Origin of the sequence: Blastopirellula sediminis, from assembly GCF_020966755.1 — a bacterium.
Taxonomy (GTDB): Bacteria; Planctomycetota; Planctomycetia; order Pirellulales; family Pirellulaceae; genus Blastopirellula; species Blastopirellula sediminis.
This window is the reverse complement of the sequence record NZ_JAJKFT010000004.1, coordinates 357838-376410: the sequence shown is the minus strand read 5'-3', so window position 1 is coordinate 376410 and position 18573 is coordinate 357838. Positions and strand designations below refer to the sequence as shown.

General features: G+C 58.4%; 16 protein-coding genes. 11 read left to right on the top strand and 5 right to left on the bottom strand.

The window, feature by feature from the left end:
- Positions 1 to 6: 6 nt before the first annotated feature.
- Positions 7 to 1188 (bottom strand): efflux RND transporter periplasmic adaptor subunit, encoded by a 1182-nt coding sequence (locus LOC68_RS05280; protein ID WP_230216488.1) that lies wholly within the window; start codon positions 1186 to 1188, stop codon positions 7 to 9.
- A 579-nt stretch (positions 1189 to 1767) separates the two neighbouring features.
- Here LOC68_RS05280 and LOC68_RS05275 point away from each other — a divergent pair.
- From LOC68_RS05275 to tuf, 3 genes are all read left to right on the top strand, one after another.
- Complete coding sequence (locus tag LOC68_RS05275) at positions 1768 to 2970, top strand: hypothetical protein (RefSeq protein ID WP_230216486.1); 1203 nt, start codon at positions 1768 to 1770, stop codon at positions 2968 to 2970.
- A 17-nt stretch (positions 2971 to 2987) separates the two neighbouring features.
- Positions 2988 to 4724: a S1C family serine protease gene (locus tag LOC68_RS05270; RefSeq protein ID WP_230216484.1), complete on the top strand. Its 1737-nt coding sequence runs from the start codon at positions 2988 to 2990 to the stop codon at positions 4722 to 4724.
- Positions 4725 to 5093: 369 nt separating this feature from the next.
- On the top strand, positions 5094 to 6275 hold the full coding sequence (gene tuf, locus LOC68_RS05265) for an elongation factor Tu (protein ID WP_230216482.1): 1182 nt from the start codon (positions 5094 to 5096) through the stop codon (positions 6273 to 6275).
- Positions 6276 to 6347: 72 nt separating this feature from the next.
- Here tuf and LOC68_RS05260 read toward each other — a convergent pair whose 3' ends face one another.
- Together LOC68_RS05260 and LOC68_RS05255 are read right to left on the bottom strand one after the other, a co-directional pair.
- Positions 6348 to 6920, bottom strand: coding sequence for a hypothetical protein (locus LOC68_RS05260; RefSeq protein ID WP_230216480.1), 573 nt, complete (start codon positions 6918 to 6920; stop codon positions 6348 to 6350).
- Positions 6921 to 7067: 147 nt separating this feature from the next.
- A complete protein-coding gene (locus LOC68_RS05255) occupies positions 7068 to 8060 on the bottom strand; it encodes a S1C family serine protease (RefSeq protein ID WP_230216478.1) in 993 nt (330 codons plus the stop codon).
- Positions 8061 to 8257: 197 nt separating this feature from the next.
- Between LOC68_RS05255 and LOC68_RS05250 the strand changes: the two genes are divergently transcribed.
- The 8 genes from LOC68_RS05250 (at position 8258) to LOC68_RS05215 (ending at position 16308) form a co-directional block, all read left to right on the top strand.
- Positions 8258 to 9382, top strand: a complete 1125-nt coding sequence (locus tag LOC68_RS05250) for a hypothetical protein (protein ID WP_230216476.1) — start codon at positions 8258 to 8260, stop codon at positions 9380 to 9382.
- A 138-nt stretch (positions 9383 to 9520) separates the two neighbouring features.
- The gene (locus LOC68_RS05245) at positions 9521 to 10306 is read left to right on the top strand and encodes a hypothetical protein (protein WP_230216474.1); all 786 of its coding nucleotides are present in this window, start codon (positions 9521 to 9523) and stop codon (positions 10304 to 10306) included.
- A gap of 90 nt (positions 10307 to 10396) precedes the next feature.
- Complete coding sequence (locus LOC68_RS05240) at positions 10397 to 11056, top strand: response regulator transcription factor (RefSeq protein ID WP_230218457.1); 660 nt, start codon at positions 10397 to 10399, stop codon at positions 11054 to 11056.
- Positions 11037 to 12560 carry a sensor histidine kinase gene (locus LOC68_RS05235; RefSeq protein ID WP_230216472.1) on the top strand — a complete coding sequence of 508 codons (1524 nt, stop codon included), beginning with the start codon at positions 11037 to 11039 and terminating at the stop codon, positions 12558 to 12560. Before LOC68_RS05240 ends, LOC68_RS05235 begins: the two co-directional genes overlap by 20 nt.
- 131 nt (positions 12561 to 12691) lie before the next feature.
- On the top strand, positions 12692 to 13648 hold the full coding sequence (locus tag LOC68_RS05230; protein ID WP_230216470.1) for a WD40 repeat domain-containing protein: 957 nt from the start codon (positions 12692 to 12694) through the stop codon (positions 13646 to 13648).
- Positions 13649 to 13735: 87 nt separating this feature from the next.
- Positions 13736 to 14620: an alpha/beta hydrolase gene (locus LOC68_RS05225; RefSeq protein WP_230216468.1), complete on the top strand. Its 885-nt coding sequence runs from the start codon at positions 13736 to 13738 to the stop codon at positions 14618 to 14620.
- 226 nt (positions 14621 to 14846) lie between these two features.
- Entirely contained in the window at positions 14847 to 15659 is an 813-nt protein-coding gene (locus LOC68_RS05220) for a sialate O-acetylesterase (protein WP_230216466.1), read from the top strand.
- A 247-nt stretch (positions 15660 to 15906) separates the two neighbouring features.
- A complete protein-coding gene (locus LOC68_RS05215) occupies positions 15907 to 16308 on the top strand; it encodes a translation initiation factor (RefSeq protein WP_230216464.1) in 402 nt (133 codons plus the stop codon).
- Between the two features lie 5 nt (positions 16309 to 16313).
- On the opposite strand, the gene LOC68_RS28480 is transcribed toward LOC68_RS05215, so the two are convergent.
- Positions 16314 to 17903 carry a LamG-like jellyroll fold domain-containing protein gene (locus LOC68_RS28480; RefSeq protein WP_230216462.1) on the bottom strand — a complete coding sequence of 530 codons (1590 nt, stop codon included), beginning with the start codon at positions 17901 to 17903 and terminating at the stop codon, positions 16314 to 16316.
- A 26-nt stretch (positions 17904 to 17929) separates the two neighbouring features.
- Entirely contained in the window at positions 17930 to 18523 is a 594-nt protein-coding gene (locus LOC68_RS05205) for a sigma-70 family RNA polymerase sigma factor (protein ID WP_230216460.1), read from the bottom strand.
- Positions 18524 to 18573 lie beyond the last annotated feature (50 nt).

The following is an 18573-nucleotide window of genomic DNA, read 5'->3' as shown; positions in this document are numbered from 1 at the left end:
GGATAGCTACTGGGAGTTTTCCGTTTTCTCAACTTCGTCCGCAGCAGGTTTCTCGGCGGTCCCCTTTTCAGGATTCAGCAACGACTCATCCACGGTCAGCTCGGTCCCTACTGGATTGACCACCGCCCCAGGGCGACTACGTTGCACGCCATCCACAACGATGCGATCCTCCGCTGTAATCGGCTCCTCCGCATTGGGCGCTGCGGAGATCACAACCATCGGACCGAATTTCGCCCCCACGACGACATCCCGGCGCTCTACCATATTTTCCGAGTTCACAACCAAGACGTAGCTTCCCGCCTGGTCGACGGCGGTCGCCCGATCGGGAATCAGTAGCGCATCCTTCTGCCGATCAACAGGAAATCGAATCCGCACGAACAACCCAGGCGTCAGTCGGCCGTCGCTATTCGGGAATAGGCCCCGAATTGCAAAAGTTCCGGTCCCCTGCTCTACCGTCAGGTCGGTGAAGTTCAAAGTCCCTTGATACGGAAATCCTTCGTCGGAAGCGCGGGCCAGATAGAGAGGGACGTCGCGTCCATTCTTTTCCTGCGGATCGTAAGCGTCGACAAAGCTGAGATAGGACTGCTCGCTAATCGTGAAATTCGCATAGACGGCGTCATTGGAAACGATCGTCGCCAAATGGGTCGAAGGTTGGGACGAAACCAGGTTCCCCATTTTCACAAGCGATTTTCCGATCCGCCCCGTGATCGGCGATTGGACTTCGGTATAGTCCACGTCGAGTTGGGCCTGACTGAGTCGCGCATTGGCGGCGTCAATCTGGGCGGCCGAGCCGTCGACTTCGGCCTGCAAACGGACCATCGTCATTTCGGAAACGGCGCCTTTTTCAAAGACTTCCTTTTGACGCGCCAGATCGTTTTCCGCTTTCGCCTTGGCGACTTCCGCCAGGCGAACTTCGGCCTTGGCCAGATCACGCTTCGCCAGGAATTCTTCCGGCTCGATCTTAAAGAGAACGTCCCCTTGCGTCACATCGTCATTCGGCTGAAACAAGATCTCTTGGAGAAACCCGCTAACGCGAGCATGCACCTCGACGCGCTCGACCGCTTCGGTCGTTCCGGTCTCTTCCAGATAAACCGTTACTTCTCTAACTAGCGGTTTTGCAACCGTCACATCCGGCGGAGGAGGCTCGTGGTATTCGTTCGTCGGTCGACAGCCGCTGACCAGACTCATGGCCGCTAGGATCGCAATCAGAGATCGTAGGCGCAAATAATTCAGAGCGGACAATTTCTTTCGCCGTCGGAAAGACGGGCCCCCAATTCAACGCGTGGTGTCGAACAGTCGCGAGCGAGGGAATCATGGAAGAACGTCGCGTCTCCTAAAAATCTCGCAGAGAACGCATCGCAAATCTTCCCCTACATTGTCGGCCCGAATGATAGCCCCCCTCTCCGATGGTGTCAAATTTCCACCAACACTGTGACGGAACGAAACGTAGCGAACGAACTTTCAGCCACGGACGGGCGCCAAGATCCCTCACTAGAAATGTACGTCCAGAGTTCAACTTCTACACCGCGTCTATCCGATTAGCCGCCGCCAATCCAAAACGAAGATCGTGTTGCATTCGCCCACTTTTTGGAACTAGACTTAATTCAACGCAGCGTTCGACGCATCCCTTTTCATCTCCTCTTCCTACGAATCCGCGGATGGCTCGCGCGATTTGGTTTATGAACTCGCCGACGCTTGACTCCTGCCGGCTTCTAACGCCGCGAAACGGTGGAGAAACGCATGAATCCATCTTGGCGAATGACGCTAGTGCGAATCCTCGTAGGCATCGGCGTATTTCTGCAACTCGGAACCCAACCGATCTTTTCGCAGAATCTGACCGATGGCCTCTCGAGAGAACTTCCCAAGGCGTCCACGGGGCCGAAACGTACCAAGGCGCCCGATTCGGCCATCACGATTTGGGGAGAAACGAACCTTAAACGCCTGGACGACTTCGCCTACGGCCCCGGCGGCGACTCGATTCTCGCCATTGCAGTCGTGTCGAGCCAATTTGACCCCCGCTTTAATGATGGTCGCGTTCAAATACTTTGCTGGAAAGCGCCGCAAACGGAGCCCGAGACGCTTCTCAAGTTTTCGACCGAGATAAATCGACTTGCGGTATCGCCAGACGGGCACATCGCCGTGACGCGGTTTGAGACTCGTAAGACCGATAGCGATCGAAGTTTTCAACGAGGCATGCGCGGTTGGGAAGAGTTCTCAATCGCTGAGATCTACGCACCCGAGTCCGACAAACCGGTGAAAACGCTCGAATTCAACTTTCGCGGACCGCAAGAGAGTCTCGCCTATTCTGGAAATGGAAAGTGGCTCGCGTTCGGTCCAACAATCTACTCCACCGTCGATTGGCAATCTGTGTGGACGCGATCGGGTTCTCCCCGCAGCCCCAATCGGTGGGCGCTGCATCCAAGCCTTGACCTGATGGCGATCGCGACGCCGTCGTTCGTCGACTGGCGTAGCGGTACGAGCCCAACCGTAACGCTGTTTGACCTGAACCAGAAGAAAGAGGTTTCCCAGGCCAAGGAGGCGTTAAGCGAGCCGCTTCGTCAGATCGCAATTTACAAAGAGGCAGTTGATGTGCTCGCCTGGCGGAAAGATGGCTCGAACATTTTGATGGCGAACGGCCGTCGATTCGTTTCGACGCCGATTAGTTCGCCAGCGGAAACTGCGCCTGATTCGCGACAAACTCTGGCGATGGAGCTGCGTCAGGACGATATCACGCAGCTTGGCGGGACCGCCGATGGCGTTTGGACCATTGTAGGATATGCACAGCCAGACCGAGTTATCATGTTGAATCCCAGCGCAAATCGCGGCTTCTTCATCGAGGGCTCTACGTTTCGCGTTCATCCCAATAGGTCGGAAATACTTGTTCATCGACGCATTTATCCTTCCGCGGAAGGCGCACGCCTGACGCGCGAGATCTTGTTGGTCGTCGATCTTACGAAGCTTGTCGATTGACCGGCCCGGAGTACGAAATGAAGCTGGAACGCATCGCACGCCAAACGCCTCAAGTCATCGCCATCGCACTTTTGTTAAGTTGCTGCGGCTTCGCTCGTGCCCAGAACGTCAATCAGCAAGCAGCGGCGGCGACGGCGTTCGTCAAACAGACGGAGCTTGGCGAAGGGACCGCGTTTTGCATTCGCGCCGACGGCCTCTTCGTCACCAACTGTCACGTTTTGCTGCAACTCGAGTTACTCAGCGAGACGACGCTGGTCATCAACTCCGGACAAGGGGACAAACAGCAAGAAGTCAAAGCGAAGCTGCTTAGCACCAATCTCGAGTGGGACCTCGCCTTGTTGAAAGTCGACGGTCGAAACGACTGGCCGACGCTCGATATTCTCGCCGAAAATGAAAAGCTTGAACTGGGAGATGAAGTCCTCGCCTTCGGTTTTCCCTTCGGGACGCTTCCCGAGGGGAAGAACCCATCAATCACGCGCGATCCAGGCCAGATCACTTCCCTGCCGCAAGACGAAAACGGGAACTACACCGACATCAAGTTCAACGCAGGGGTCAACCCTGGCAACTCGGGCGGCCCACTTGTCGATGCGGAAGGTCGCGTCCTGGGAGTGGTCGCCAGGAAGATGGCGTTTCCTGCGGTAGGGACAAGTTTTGCGATCAGCTACCAGCGGCTGCGCGAGTTCCTGAAGCAACCCGGCCTAAGCGCCGCAAACGATGTGAGTAAGTGGGAAGATCGCAATCAAGCGATGGATTTTCAGGTTCGCGTCATAACCGACTTTGGCGCCGTTCGTCCTGATACCATTGAAGTCGCCGTAAGCGCCGATGGCGAGACATGGCGCACCACGCAAACTTCATTGCCCGCAGACAAGGACGAAGTTGTCGTTCACCTGACGCCAGACCCGCGCAAGGATCTTCCCTTGCTATTGCGTCGCGGGCATTCCTTTACAAAGCCGACCGAAAAGGAACTGCTGAAAATCGATGACCGTGTGATTCATGGGGCGACGGGAACTCGGTTGTCAGACGTCGCTCGACTCGTCCGCATTCCTAATGACGAAGCGAGTCTCGAGCTGCGCAGCGGACGAGGCGTCAAGGTCTCCGTGAAAGACCTGCACCGGGGAGAAGAACTCCTTCCTGCAGCGACCTGGGATTCTTCGACGGTCCATGTCGATGATCCCCGAAAGGGCGCCATCGATTGCGTAATCCGCGCGAAGATTGGGGACCAGATCGTCCGGGAAGTCGCCATGCCGTTCGTCTTCACCCAGCGTCCCCCATTTAAGAATTCTCCCGGCGATCGTCCCGTCATCAGCGAAAACGGACCAGTCGACAACTTTCATATACAGATTCCACTGCAAGGACAGGTCACGTTCAACATTGGTCGCTTTGGAAGGAAGACGGAGCAAGACGACCACTATTTCACCGGATTCGCGCTGGCCTACGCCTCGGGACAACATACTCCCCCAGGCAACTTTTCCTTATGGGGGCCCTTCATCCGCGTCAATGGAAAAATGTGGCATTACGCCATGGCGGAGAATTCTAGTTTGGCCCCCAATATTCTCTCTATCGAACTCAAAGATGGAGAATGGGACTGCGAAGTGGCGCGCGACTGGGCCGCCGGCGCCGAAGGAAAGGATCTGCAAGAAGGGGAAGTCGACATTCGCTACCCGGTTCCCAATCTGACGATGGTCACGCTGCGAACTCCCCAAGGGAAGCCCGCGACCTACCGGATTCGCTTCTTCCTGAAGACAGCCAAGTAGTTACTCGATTTCGGCTCCCGTTCTTCCCATATCTTCTCCGTCCAAAGCCGCGAACCTTGCTGGTCGTTCGGTGTCCTTCTCCGTCAGAAGGAAAAATCCCATGAATTCGCTGTACGACAACCAGTCAGACTCCCAGCAGTCATCCGACGACGGATGAGGCGGTGACGGTATGTCGTTGCAACAACACGCATGACTCCCAAGCCCGCCTGGTTTCTCCGACTCGGCGGGCTTTTTTTGTGAATACGTTCGATCTTTGTTTTCCATGTCGGCTGCTCTGGCGATGCACGGGCACAAAAAGACTGCGCAGGCTGCTCACCTTCGTAGTTGGTCAGCGGACATGTCGTTCCTAACCATAGGAGGTTTTGAGCTATGGCAACCAAACGTAACGTTAACGTTGGAACCATTGGTCACATTGACCACGGCAAGACGACCTTGACCGCGGCGCTGCTGCGCGTCCAAGCGGCGAAGAGCCTGGCCAAGGTGAAGTCGTATCAGGAGATCGCCCGTGGCGGCATCGTCCGCGACAAGGGAAAGACGGTCACGATTCTCGCTTCGCACGTAAAGTACGAAACCGAAAGTCGCGTCTACGCCCACATCGACTGTCCCGGCCACGTCGACTACATCAAGAACATGATCACCGGCGCGGCCCAAATGGACGGCGCGGTGTTGTTGGTCTCGGCGGTCGACGGTCCGATGTCGCAGACGCGCGAGCACTTGCTGTTGGCGCGGCAGATCGGCGTTCCGCACTTGGTCGTCTTCATGAATAAGTGCGACCTGGTCGAAGACGCCGAACTGTTGACGCTCGTCGAACTCGAAGTGCGCGACTTGCTGACGCAGTACGGCTTCCCCGGCGGCGAGATCCCGGTGATCCGCGGCTCGGCGAAGCTCGCGCATGACGCTCCGGCCGATCCGGAGGCAAGTCGGTGCATCAACGAGTTGCTCCACGCGCTCGATACGTCGATTCCTGATCCGGTCCGCGAGATCGACAAACCATTCCTGATGCCGATTGAGAACGTCTTCTCGATTGCTGGTCGCGGCACCGTCGTGACCGGAAAAATCGAGCAAGGGACCGTTCGCTCCGGCGATGCGATCGAGATCGTCGGTCTCCGCGATCAGACCGTCAGCGACATCGTTACCCAGGTCGAGTCGTTCGCCGAAGTTCTCGAGTCGGGTCAGGCCGGCGACAACGTCGGTTGTCTGCTTCGCAAGACGCGGTACGACGACGTGCACAAAGGGCAGATTATCGCCGCTCGCGGCTCGGTGACGCTCCGGCGTCAGTTCGAGGCCGAGGTCTACGTGCTTACGAAGAGCGAAGGGGGACGTCATACGCCCTTCTTCGACGGCTATACGCCGCAATTCTTCTTCCGCACGGCCAACGTCACCGGCAAGACGCATGTCGTCGGCGATATGACGATGGCGATGCCTGGCGAAGGCGTACAGCTGCAGGTCGATCTGCTGCATCCGATCGCCGTTAACCTCGGCGACCGTTTCGCGATCCGTGAAGGTGGCAAGACGGTCGGTTCCGGCGTCGTTACGAAGGTAACCGCCTAGCGTAAAAACCGAACGCCCGCGAGTTGCGCAATGCGACTCGCGGGCGTTTTCTCTTGGACCTTACGGGCGACCTTAGTTCTTCGGCGCCAGCGTCGCAGAGCCGAAAACTTTTCTGCCGAGCGGGGTAGTGCCGGAAAACGCCAACGCAATCGCTCCATTCCTTAGCGTGCCGCGCATAAACATCTTCGCGCGGCCGACAAGCGCCGATTCAAATTCGACCACCCCATTTCCGCGAGTGGGGGCCTTTCCCGCAACAGGAAGCTCGATCTTTTTACCTTCCTTGGTTATGATCGCGATCGCTCCTTCGAAGGCGCCCCCTTTACGATCCGATACGGAAAGGGCCCAGCGAAATGGAGCTTCGTCGCTACCTCGGCCCTCGCCTACCCAGACGACCCCGCTCTTAAACGGGTCGTTTTCATCGACGGTACCGTCGGTGGTTTCCCCCTTCAGCTTCGCATTCTCTTTTCGCAGCTCTTCACACTCTTTCGCCAGGCGTTCAGCTTCCTGTTCGGCGAGTTGCAGCTTCAGTTCCAGATACTCAACACGCTGCTTGAGCAATTCGACATTCGCCTCCTGGCCGAACGCCTGCGTTGAGCTATGCATAAGGACGACGGCGACAATCAAAACGAGAATTCGACGATGCATGAAGGGATTCCTTGTGGATTGACGTTCCCGATGAGCCGTTGACTGCCATTTCCCATCGGCAAAGAGCCGAAACGCCTAAATCGAGGGGCAGGCAAGCCGAATTCTCGCCGGCGGCGGAAGCGTTGTCACGTCTTTCCCCTACGACCCCTAATTCCCCCACGCAATCGCCAAGTCCAGCTTCCGATTCCCGCGAACCACCGATAGCGTAATCGGCGTATCATGCGGCATGACTGAAAGTAGACGATGGATGTCATCGACGCTCGCCGTAATGCGGTCGTTGATCGCGACGATCACGTCGCCAGATCGAATGCCGCTCTTCTGCGCGGCGCTGCCAGGGGCGACTTCGACAACCTCGACCACATGTTCTGAAAGGAGATCGAATTGCCGAACTGCGGCGCGACTCAGTTGCTGGGCGGCGGCGGTGACTCCCAGTTGCCGGCGGCGGACGCGACCATGCGCCAGGATCTCGGAAACGACCCACTGCGCGGTATCGCTTGGAACGGCGAAGCCCAAACCTTGCGCCATGGCGATGATTGCGGTGTTGACGCCGACCACGCGTCCCCGCGAATCGACCAACGGTCCGCCGCTGTTGCCCGGATTGATTGGGGCGGTGTGCTGAACGATGTTCTCGATCAGATGCCCATCCTGTCCGCGCAGCGTACGGCCGACGGCGCTGATCACGCCGGTCGAGACGGTCGAGTGCAAGCCGAGCGGACTTCCCATCGCGATCACCAGTTGACCAACGCGAGTCGCGCCAGAATCTCCCAATTCGGCATAGGGCAAATCGCTCGAAGCCAGACGCAACAGCGCGACGTCGGTCGAAGGATCGTCGCCAATCACCTTCGCGTCGACTCGATCGCCGTCATTGGTTTCCGCATACAGCCGCTCCCGTCCGCCGACGACGTGACTGTTGGTAATCGCATAACCGTCCGGCGTAATCAGGAATCCAGAACCAGCCCCGCCCCGCTCTCCGGAAACGCTGACGACCGCCGGCGAAACGCTCTCCACCACGTTGATCACCGCCTGAGAATAGGCGTCCAGAACTTCCGCGTCGGCCGGATTGGCCCGTCGCGGAGCAGGAGCCTGATCGCCCCGATCGGAGCCCGAGAGAAATCGAATCGTGTCGCCAACTTTTTTCATAGCGCGTCCCTTTCAAATTGCTTCCCCTCTATCTTAGGCGCCAAGGCAAGAGGGAAGCGTGAACATGGCTTGCCGCGGACACCTGGCCTCCCTTCCCAAGTGACCAATCCACATGGATTTCGGCGAAAACGCAAAGTATGATCTAGATGGCCGCTCTCCCCATACCCGTCTCATTCCTTCCTGCCAATTGCCGCCGCATGAACAACGCGCTGAAGACCTATACGCTCGCCCTTGGACTCTGTCTGATCGCCAGCTCGCTGCTCGCCGCTGAGTTGCATGTTAACGCCGAGACCGGCAGCGACTCGAACCCTGGCACGGTCGAGAAGCCGCTGAAGACTTTGCAGAAAGGGATTAGCTCGGCGAAGGAAGGAGATGTGATTCAGCTTCATCCGCAGGGCGCCGTTTATCGCCAGGCCGGCACGTTCGGCAATCGGAGTGCGATCACGATTGAAGGGAACGGCGTGACGCTCGATGGCGCTGATCCTCTGCCGGAAGATGGTTGGGAGAAAGTCGGCGCCAATCTTTATCGACGTCAGATGAAGCGGACGCCGCTCGATCGCCATTTGCTGATCATCGACGGCGTGATGCAGCGGATGGGGCGCACGCAGAGTGCTGGCTCCCCCGACTTTCCACCACCGTCGGCACTGAAGCCGGGCGAGTTCTGCTTTGAGAACATCGACGACAAACAAGGGTGGCTCTACGTCTGCGGCTCCACCAAGAACCTCCAGTGGTCAACGCGGGTCAACGGCATCGCCACCGGCGGACCATGCAAGCGGCTTGTTATCCGCAATTTGAACACCCGTAACTTTTTGAACGACGGCTTCAACGTGCATGGCGATTGCCGCGAATTGAAGTTTGAGAATATCAACGGCTACGACTGCTTCGACGAAGGGTTCTCAGCGCATGAGTCGGCTGAGTGCGAGATTAACGGCGGCAAGTTCTATGGAAATGAAAATGGAATCGCCGACGTGAACTCTACCGAAACGGTCTATCGCAACTGCCAGTTCTACGGCAACGTCAACGTCGACGTCTTGCTGGTCGGTAAGGTGCACCGTCTGATCGATTGTCAGATCGTGAACATGACGTCAGCTGCCGCATTGAACGGGGGCCCGCGCGAAAAGCAGGCAACGTTTGATCTCGTTTTGGAGCGAGTATCGATCACGACCGACAAGAAAGAGGAAAAGGGTCATGCCCGCGTCAACGGCGGCACGCTGCTGCTGAAGGACTGCGTTATCGAGAATGTGAACCTGAATACCCTGGGCGCCGACGTCAAATATGAGGGGACCAATAAGCTCAACGGCAAGGTGGTCGAAACGCCGTAAGTTTCTTTCTCATTTCGACTTTTGCGGCGGCGTCGACTTTTTTTCGCCGATTCACGTTCTGTTCAGGTTGGGTTTGGATAATTCGACGTATCGCGACAGCGGTTCGCGACACTCGCCCCAACAGAGAGGAACGTCACGATGAAATACCTGATAGTTTTCGCCGTCTTGTCCGCTGCGGCCGCGGCCTACGCCTTGGCGCCGCCACCGAGAGGTCCCGAAAACGGCGATGGCCCTCCCGGGCAAAATTGTCCCGGCAAAGGAGATCCGCAGATGAGAGATGAAGGACGCCGCCCTCCTCGTCCTGGCGATGATCGCGATCCCAATGGCCGCCCGCCGCGTCCTGGTGATGAACGTGATCCGAATGGTCGTCCGCCGCGGCCCGGCGACGATCGTCGTCCTCCCCGCCGTGAAGAGCCGACGGTCGATCTCTCTAAACTCGCGCCGGGAACGGTCGTCTTTCAGCAAGGGTACGAAACTGATCCGCGCGACGGCGGTCGTCCGGTCGTCCTGGTCGCCGCCGGTCTCGGCGTCACCTCGGACGTCTTCCGCGATGCGTTCAGCGGCGTCCGCCCCGCTCGCGGTCGCGGTCCAACCGGCGAGGAAGCGCGACGCAACAAAGAAGTGCTGATGAACGCCCTCGGCCCGCATGGCGTCACCAACGATCGGCTTGATGAAGTCTCGAACTACTATCGCTATCGCCCGCAGAATGGGGAACTCTGGACGCATACCCCGGCCAAAGCGACGGCGATCATCGAAAATGGGATGGTCACCGGCCTTAAGATCGACAACCCCGGCGCCGGGTACTCGTCGCCGCCGAAAGTCGTCATCGCCGGCTATCCTGACGTGGAGGTCAAAGCCGAGATTGAATTCGGCAAAGATCTTCGTACCAACGGCCAGGTAACGTCGCTGACGCTGGTCAAGTAGAATTGAACCTTCGAGAGAAATTCCCGCGTCCGTTCGACTGGTCGAACGGACGCTCTTCGTAATACAGGCCCGGCGGATAATTCCTTGAGAGTGCTGATTGTCGAAGACGATCCCGACTTGCTCCGCGGCCTCTCCCAAGCGCTGCGCGAAGAGAATTACGCCGTCGACATAACCTCCGACGGCGACGACGGTCTCTTCAAGGCGCGTTCGTACGACTACGACGCGATCGTTCTCGACGTCATGCTGCCGGGAATGAGCGGGTTCGATCTATTGCGTCAACTTCGTACCGCGAAGAAAACGCCGGTCCTACTTTTAACGGCGCGAGACGCACTGCAGGATCGCATTCAAGGACTCGATGAAGGCGCCGACGACTACCTGGTGAAGCCGTTCGAGCTGGAAGAGCTGTTCGCCCGACTGCGGGCCATCATTCGCCGCAGCTCCGGTCAGGCCAGTTCCGTCCTCACCGCTGGCGACGTCGCCGTCGACACCGCGGCGCAAACGGTCACGTTTCAGGGCGAGCTCGTCACGCTGTCGGCACGCGAGTATCGCCTGGTCGAATTGCTGCTCCGCAACCAAGGCGCCCTCGTCTCGCGCACCATGATCTACGAGCATCTGTTCGACGAGAATCATGATTCCCTTTCGAACCTGGTCGACGTCTACATTTCGCGACTGCGTGCGAAACTAGGGAGCGACTTCATCACGACGCGCCGCGGACAAGGATACATCGTCGATGTCGCAGCGGCCCACTGAAACGAACAGCGCCGGCGGCGCCAGCCTTTTTCGCGTTCGATCGCTGCGGTGGCGGATCCAGATTTGGTACGCCGCGGTGCTCGCGACGGTGATTATCGCCTTCGGATCGGTCCTCTATATCCTCCATCGAACCAACCGCTTTCACGAGATTGACAACGAACTCTCCAGCGCCGTCGAAGTGCTGACCGGGCAGTTGCGAGCCGCCAATTCGCAAACGCTCGACGCCTTTCTCCATGGCGGCCCGACCAGCGCAGCATCCACTCCTGAACTTCTTCAAGCCATTGAAAAACTAAACGCCGACCTCCGCGTTCCTTCCACTTTCGCTCCGCGGCGGATCGCTCACCCCTTTGAGGCGCCCTACTTCGCAATCTGGCGTTCCGGCGGTCAACTTGCGACCCTTTCGACCAGCGAAGATATCGGCGAACTCAATCCTCCAGTGATCGATGCGAGAGCGCTCGCCAAACGCATCACCTATCGCGACCGGGGACTCTTTCGCGAAGCGTACGCCGCTGGCCCCGAAGATTCGACCGTATTGGTGGGACGCTATATCGGTCCCGACGTCCGTGACATTCGCAACGTCCTCTTCCTGATCTGCGGGACCGGCACGCTCGTGTTCGCGATTGGTCTGGTCGGCGGATGGATCGTTTCGGCCTATAGCATTCGGCCCTTGCTCGAAATCCGTCGCGTCGCGGCCGATATCTCGGAACGCAATCTGGCCGATCGGATCGAAACCGAGCGGATGGACATGGAGCTGGCCGACTTGGCGAACATCTTGAACGACACGTTCGCCCGACTGGAAGCGGCGTTCCAGCGGCAAAAGCAATTCACCGCCGATGCGTCGCACGAATTACGGACGCCGCTCGCCGTGATGCAGATGCATCAGCAACTGGCGCTCGCCAAGCAGCGCTCGCCAGAGGAATATCGCGAAGCGCTGGAAACGTGCCAGCACGCGACCCAGCAAATGCGTCAGCTGGTCGAATCGATGCTGGCTTTGGCTCGCGCCGATGAAGCTGCTGGCGCCGGAAATCAGGAACCGTTCGATCTGAAGCCGCTCGTCGAAGAATGCCTGGCCCAGACCCAACCGCTGCTCGACGCCCAGCAGACCCACATCGAGACGAATCTTGCCGCGGCGCTGGTAATCGGCGATCGCAATCGTTTGAGTCAGGTAATTACCAACCTTCTGACGAACCTGACCGTTCACTGCCCGCCGCAAACCGCGGCGACAATCACGCTCGCCGCAGCAGGAGATCGCGTCGAGCTGTCGGTCGCCGACAATGGCCCCGGGATCGCAGCCGAAGACCTGCCGCACATTTTTGACCGTTTCTATCGGGTTGACCAACCTCGTTCGCGACAAGCAGGAAGCGTCGGACTTGGCCTGAGCATTTGCCGCACAATCGTCGAGTCGCACGGGGGAACGATCACCGCGGAAAGTTCGCCGGAATCGGGATGTACCTTTCGCATTTCGCTTCCCGCCGCAACTTCCGATCCCAACGCCGAGCAGTAGGCCTGAGAGAAACGGCAAGTCACTGCCTGTTCGTTTCGCAATTGGAATTGGCGATGCGGCGAGGAAGTCGTTACGATTGCGTTGCAGCCTCCTCGACTCTTCCACTTCTCTCTTCAGCGAGCCATCGCCCCATGGCCAAAACAAAATCTTCGGTCAAACCGACAATCTGGCAAGGCAATCGTCAACCGGTACAACAAGCGGTCGCCTTCTCTCCTTGCGGACGTTACCTGGCGGCCGCCGGCGGCGAATCGCCCCGCAAATACAACATCGCCCTGTGGGATGCGACTAGCGGCGAGTTGATTGACTGCCAACTGGTGGAAGACAGCACTGCGACGCAGGTCTGCTTTCATCCCGATGGAAAGCGGCTGATTACCGCCGGGATGAAACCGGATTCGATCGCCGTTCGTGATCTCTCCGACTTGACGCGCGTCACTTCGATTCCAGCCGTCTCAAACTATTACATCTGGGACGTCTCTCTCTCTCCCGATGGAAAGAAACTGCTTGTCTGTTCATGGGACGACTGTACGTACGTTGTCGACCTCGCGACCGGCAAATCGAATTTGTTTCCTTCCACCAAAGGGGCGGAGTTTGGCAGCGCACTCTTCTCACCCGCGGGAAAAACAATTGCCGCCGCAACGGCGCATGAGGGACGCGTCAGCGTCTTGCAGGCGACCAGCGGCAAGTGCCTGACACGATTTCGAGCTCATGACGATAACTGCTGCATCCTCGCCTTTTCTTCCGACGGTCAGTACCTGGCGACCGGCGGAGAGGGAAAAAAACGGAACGGAGAAATTGCCCTCTGGGATACCCATACCTGGAAGAACGTTTGGAAGCGAAACGCGAACCGGATCGCCGTCCATGGCGGAACGTTCTCTTGCGACGATCAGTATCTCGCGACGACAGGCAATGACAACGTCGTGATGGTATTCAACGTCGAGGAGGGAAAGTTGATCGAAAAGTTAACGGGGCCGAAAAACGCCTTATTTAATGGGGTCTCCTTCGCTTCCGACGCTTATTGGCTCGCCGCGGCCGATGAAAAACTGCTGGTCTGGCAACTGGACGAGATGCTCGGCGCCGAAGAGCCGTAGACGCTGATTTTCTACTGGAATTGCGCTGCTCTTTACGGCAAAATAAGACCCGACCTTCCTCGTATTCCCACCCTAGGAGCCCATCTCGTGAAACGTATTCTGGTTACCCTTTCCCTCCTCCTGCTGGCTCAACCGCTGTTCGCCAAAGAGCTGAAGGAATTGCATGATTTGCCGTACGGCGATCATCCGCGGCAAGTGCTCGACTTCTACCCCGCCAAATCGGACAAGCCGACTCCGGTCGTCTTCTACATCCATGGCGGCGGCTGGCAAGGGGGAGACAAGAAGACCAATCCCAAGGCCTTCAATGACAAAGGGATTTCGGTCGTCGCGATCAACTATCGCTACGTTAAACAAGCGGTCGAAGAAGGAGTGAAGCCCCCGGTCAAAGCGCCGCTGAGCGACGCCGCTCGTGCGCTGCAGTTCGTTCGCTCGAAGGCGGCCGAGTGGAATCTCGATAAGGAAAAGATCGGCGCGACCGGCGGATCGGCTGGCGCTTGCAGTTCGCTGTGGCTCGCGTTCCATGACGACATGGCCGACCCAAAGAGCGACGATCCGATCGCGCGTGAGTCGACCCGTCTTTACTGCGCCGCCGTCAATGGCGCTCAGGTGACGCTCGATCCGAAGCCGCTGCGTGAGTGGATGCCGAACTACAAGTATGGCGCCCACGCCTTCGGTCTGCCGAACCTGGACGCGGTCCTTTCTGATCGCGAAGCGCTGTTGCCGCTGATCAACGAATATTCGCCGATGGCCCACGTCACCAAAGACGATCCCGCGATCGGTCTATTCTACGGCGGCGAAGTTCCGGTCGTCGGCTCCTCGCCGAAAGATCCGACTCACTCTGCCGTCATGGGCGTGAAGCTGGCGGAAAAGCTGGAAGAGACCGGCGTCGAAGTCGTTCTGGTTCACCCGGGCGTCAAAGATCCGAAGTACAAGAGCTCGACCGAGTTCCTGATCGATTACCTGACGAAGTAGTAGATTGCCGGCACGACAATTGTGCCGTCAAATGCTACGCCGTAAACCTATTGGGACCGCGCTTACCAAAGTGCGGTCCCTTTTTCGTGTCCGCTTCAAGATCGAATCGTCAATCGCGGTGATGAATCTCTCCCCAGCCGCAGGTACAATAGAGCGCTGCAACCCTTGCTCCCTCAAAATTCCGCCACCCGCTACCAGTCTCCTCTCTTCAGGAATGCCGCACGCCATGTCGCTTCGATCCGCACTGCTGTCGCTGGTTCTGCTTCCTTTCGTTTCGCTGATGTCCTTCGCCGCCGAACCTAATTTGGTGAAGCTGCCGCCGAAGGAAAAATTCCAGCTCTTTCTGCTGGTCGGCCAATCGAACATGGCGGGACGGGGCAAGGTCGAAGCGCAAGACAAGGAAGTCAACCCGCGCGTCCTGACCCTCAACAAAGGCGGCCAATGGGCTCCGGCCGTCGATCCACTTCACTTTGACAAGCCAGGCATCGTCGGCGTCGGCTTGGGACGCACCTTCGGCTTGGAGATCGCCAAAGCGAATCCTGATGTGACGATCGGTTTGATTCCGTGCGCCGTCGGCGGAACTCCGATCGAACATTGGGTTCCCGGCGCCTACGATCCGCCGACCAAAACGCACCCGTACGACGACATGCTCCCCCGTGCGAAAAAGGCGCTGGAGTCAGGAACCCTCTGCGGCATCCTGTGGCATCAAGGAGAAGGAGACGCCAATCCGACTCGGTCAAAAGTCTACGAAAAGAACCTCACCGAATTGGTCGCTCGACTGCGGAAGGAACTGAACGCCCCGGACGTCCCGTTCATCATCGGCCAGCTTGGTCAGTTTGAAGCCCGCCCCTGGAACGAAAACACGCATGCCGTCGATAACGCCCAGCGTCACTACGCCGAAACCCACGACAACGCCGCGTTCGTCTCGTCGGACGGCCTGAATCACAAAGGCGACAACGTCCACTTCGACGCCGCCTCGTACCGCGAACTAGGCAAGCGGTATGCCAAGGCGTATCTCGAGATGACGCAAGACAAGTAGCCGAACTCACAACGCCAACACTAGCCCGCAGCGCAAGCGAGGGATTGCGGCCGCAAGGAAACGACTAAGGCCTAACGTCTAATGGAGAAAAGTTGCTTCTCGGCTTTAGTCATTAGTTCTTAGTCATTAGATATTTCCGAACGCATTCCCTCGCTTGCGCTGCGGGCTAGTGTGCGGTCAACTGGCGGGAATTTGTTACAATAAAAGTCATTCTTCTGATGACTTTCCTTGGCTGTGGTCGATTGCTATGCGTCTGTTTGCTGGAACCCCGTTTGATATTCCGCCAAAGTGCGACGACTGCGGTCAGCTAGAGTCGGAGTGCACCTGTACGCCGGCCGAAAAAGCGGCCAGAGAAGCGCGTCGTCAGGAAGAAGCAGCGCGTGAGGCGCGAGAAGCGGCCCGGCTCCCCGCGGAACAGCAAACAGCGGTTATTCGGATCGAAAAGCGCAAGGGAGGCCGCAAAGCGACCGTCATTACCGGTCTTACCGACGTCGCGAACGATCTTCCGGCACTGCTCAAGCGACTACAGGCCGACTGCGGCAGCGGCGGCACGGTGAAGCCGAAAGAAGATCTGCTCGAGATCCAAGGGGATCACGCCGCTCGGGTGCGACAAACGTTGACGTCGATCGGCTATCGCGTCAAAGGTTGATGCTCCTACGGAATCAGAACGTCAACCGGCTCGCCCGTCTGTTTATCGAAGATGCGAGGCATTCCCGCGGTCACCAGCGTCACTGAGCGCCAGCGCCCGGCAGCCAAGGGGCCTGATTCTTCGCCGAAGTAACGTTTGCCGATCGACGCGTTTACATAGTGAGCGCTAATCTCGTCCGCAGTCAGCGGAAAGTCATAGAGCGCCACTTCGTCGATCACGCCAGCAAACGGTTCCTGCATCCGCCACATATTGCCGATCACGGCCGGAGCCTGGCCGCCGCATAGGATCAAACCGCCGACCGGAAACTGATGTTCGAAGCGTAGTTCGCCGTCGATGTAAATCGACTTGCGTCCGCTGAAGCTGTCATAGGTCGCCACCACATGATGCGGACGTCCATCGGTCAGTTCCGCAACGGTCGGTCGACCATCGCGGCCGTCGAGCGGCATATCGAGTTCGCTATATCCCTGCTTTTCAATGTGCAGACCAAACGAGAGACAAGGCCCCGGCGTCACTTCCGGCTGATCGTAATCGCCGACGTCGCCGTCATTTTGAAACGAAAGCAAGATCCGGTAGACGCCATCTTCCTTGCGGAAGATTTCGTCGTAGTCGAACGGCTTGCCGGACCAGTTGGAAACGAACATCGCTTCGAGCGTGATGCCGCTGCTGCAAGCCATTCCCCCCTCACCGACTTCGCCGCCGGTTCCCTCATCGATCTGCACGAACGAGGCGGGCGTGTTGTCGAAACGAACGGCGCCGCTGCCGATGATGCCGGCCACGCGCTTCGTCTTTTCGCCAAGCGTCATGGGCGTCGCGATCGCCGCCACGGCCGAATGGGCCGCTTCGGCCGGATCGTCAAAGTGCCAATAGTAAAGCGGTAGCCGAATTCGCGACTGTACGTCGACCTGGCCGTTTAGCACTTCGACGCGAACATGCCGATCATCAAGCATCGCGACCTGGTATTCGGTACCGGAATCAACGACGCGCAGATTCGCCGCGGTAACCGAGAACCGCGACTCCGGGCTCTCCGGTTTCGCATGGACGGCGCCGTTGTAGAGAACGCCCCCTTGGGGCGAATTGACCCCGAGCATACCAGGCCCCGTGACCCGCACATTCGCGCCCCCATTGGAAGCGAACTCCGTTTCCCCTTGCTCGACCGACAACGTCATCGGGCCAAGTTCGTCGGCGCCTAACTTGCCGACCATCCCAAGCGGCGGCTGGCGATTGTCGTAGCTGGATTGTGCAAGTTCGTCAGGCGTTTCCTCGTTGGCGGCATACTGCGCGATCCCAATCGTGATGGCGATCAATAGCGAAGCTGCGACCGACATCCAAACGCCGACGTACCATCGCTGTCGATGGCGGCTCGGTACAGCGACTTTCGGCGGCGCGGCGACTGGTTCGGTCGGCGCGATTGTTGGTTTCCCCAGCGCCGGCGGCGAGAGCGGCAATTGGCCATTCATCAGCGCGTAACGGAGATACGCCTTCTGCGCGCCAGCGTCATCGGCGAGCAACGTCTCGAGCTGCGCAATTTCGTCTGGCGTCGCCGAGCCGTCGAATTGCCGATCGGCCAGTTCCAGGATTTGTTCGTAGCTTGTCACGATGGTTCTCTCTGCAATGGTCGGCATTACGCCGTATCGTTTCCGAGCTTCGACTCGACGCACTCCAGCAGTGCGCGGCGCATGACCTTCAACGACTTGTAAACGGCATGGACTGAGCGGTTCCAACCTTCCGCAATCGCGGCGGCCGACTGGTTCTCACCATAGAACAAGCGAATTAACTCGCGTTGGCGATCGCTGAGCAAGCCGACGCATTCGTCCAGCGCCTCCTGCCGCGGCTCCAATTCACGCGCCATGTCGATCGCGGCGGTCGAAAGTTCAGCCAACAGCGTCTCGCTGAAGACATGCCGATCGCGATCCCGCGTTCGCCAATACTTCAGCACCTGGTGACGTGCGATGCCGAGCGCCCAGGGAGCGAACTCTTCGTCGCGGCGAAAGGTCGCAAAGCTCCGCCACAGTTCGAGACTCGTTTCCTGAAACACATCGCTCGCCACCGCATGGTCATGCACTAGCGCGCGGATATAGGCCAACACGCGAAGCTGATCTCGCGTGAACAGCCGAAGAAAATCTTCGTAGTCGCTTGTCGGTGGGGGCTGCTCTTCGTGCACGGCGTGCCGTTCATTTCCGGCCAAAAGGTGGACTTCGTCGTTCGTGACGCTCACTATTTTAACTGGCAAGCGGGAGCCACGACTGCAAGCCGCCGGGTGGCTAT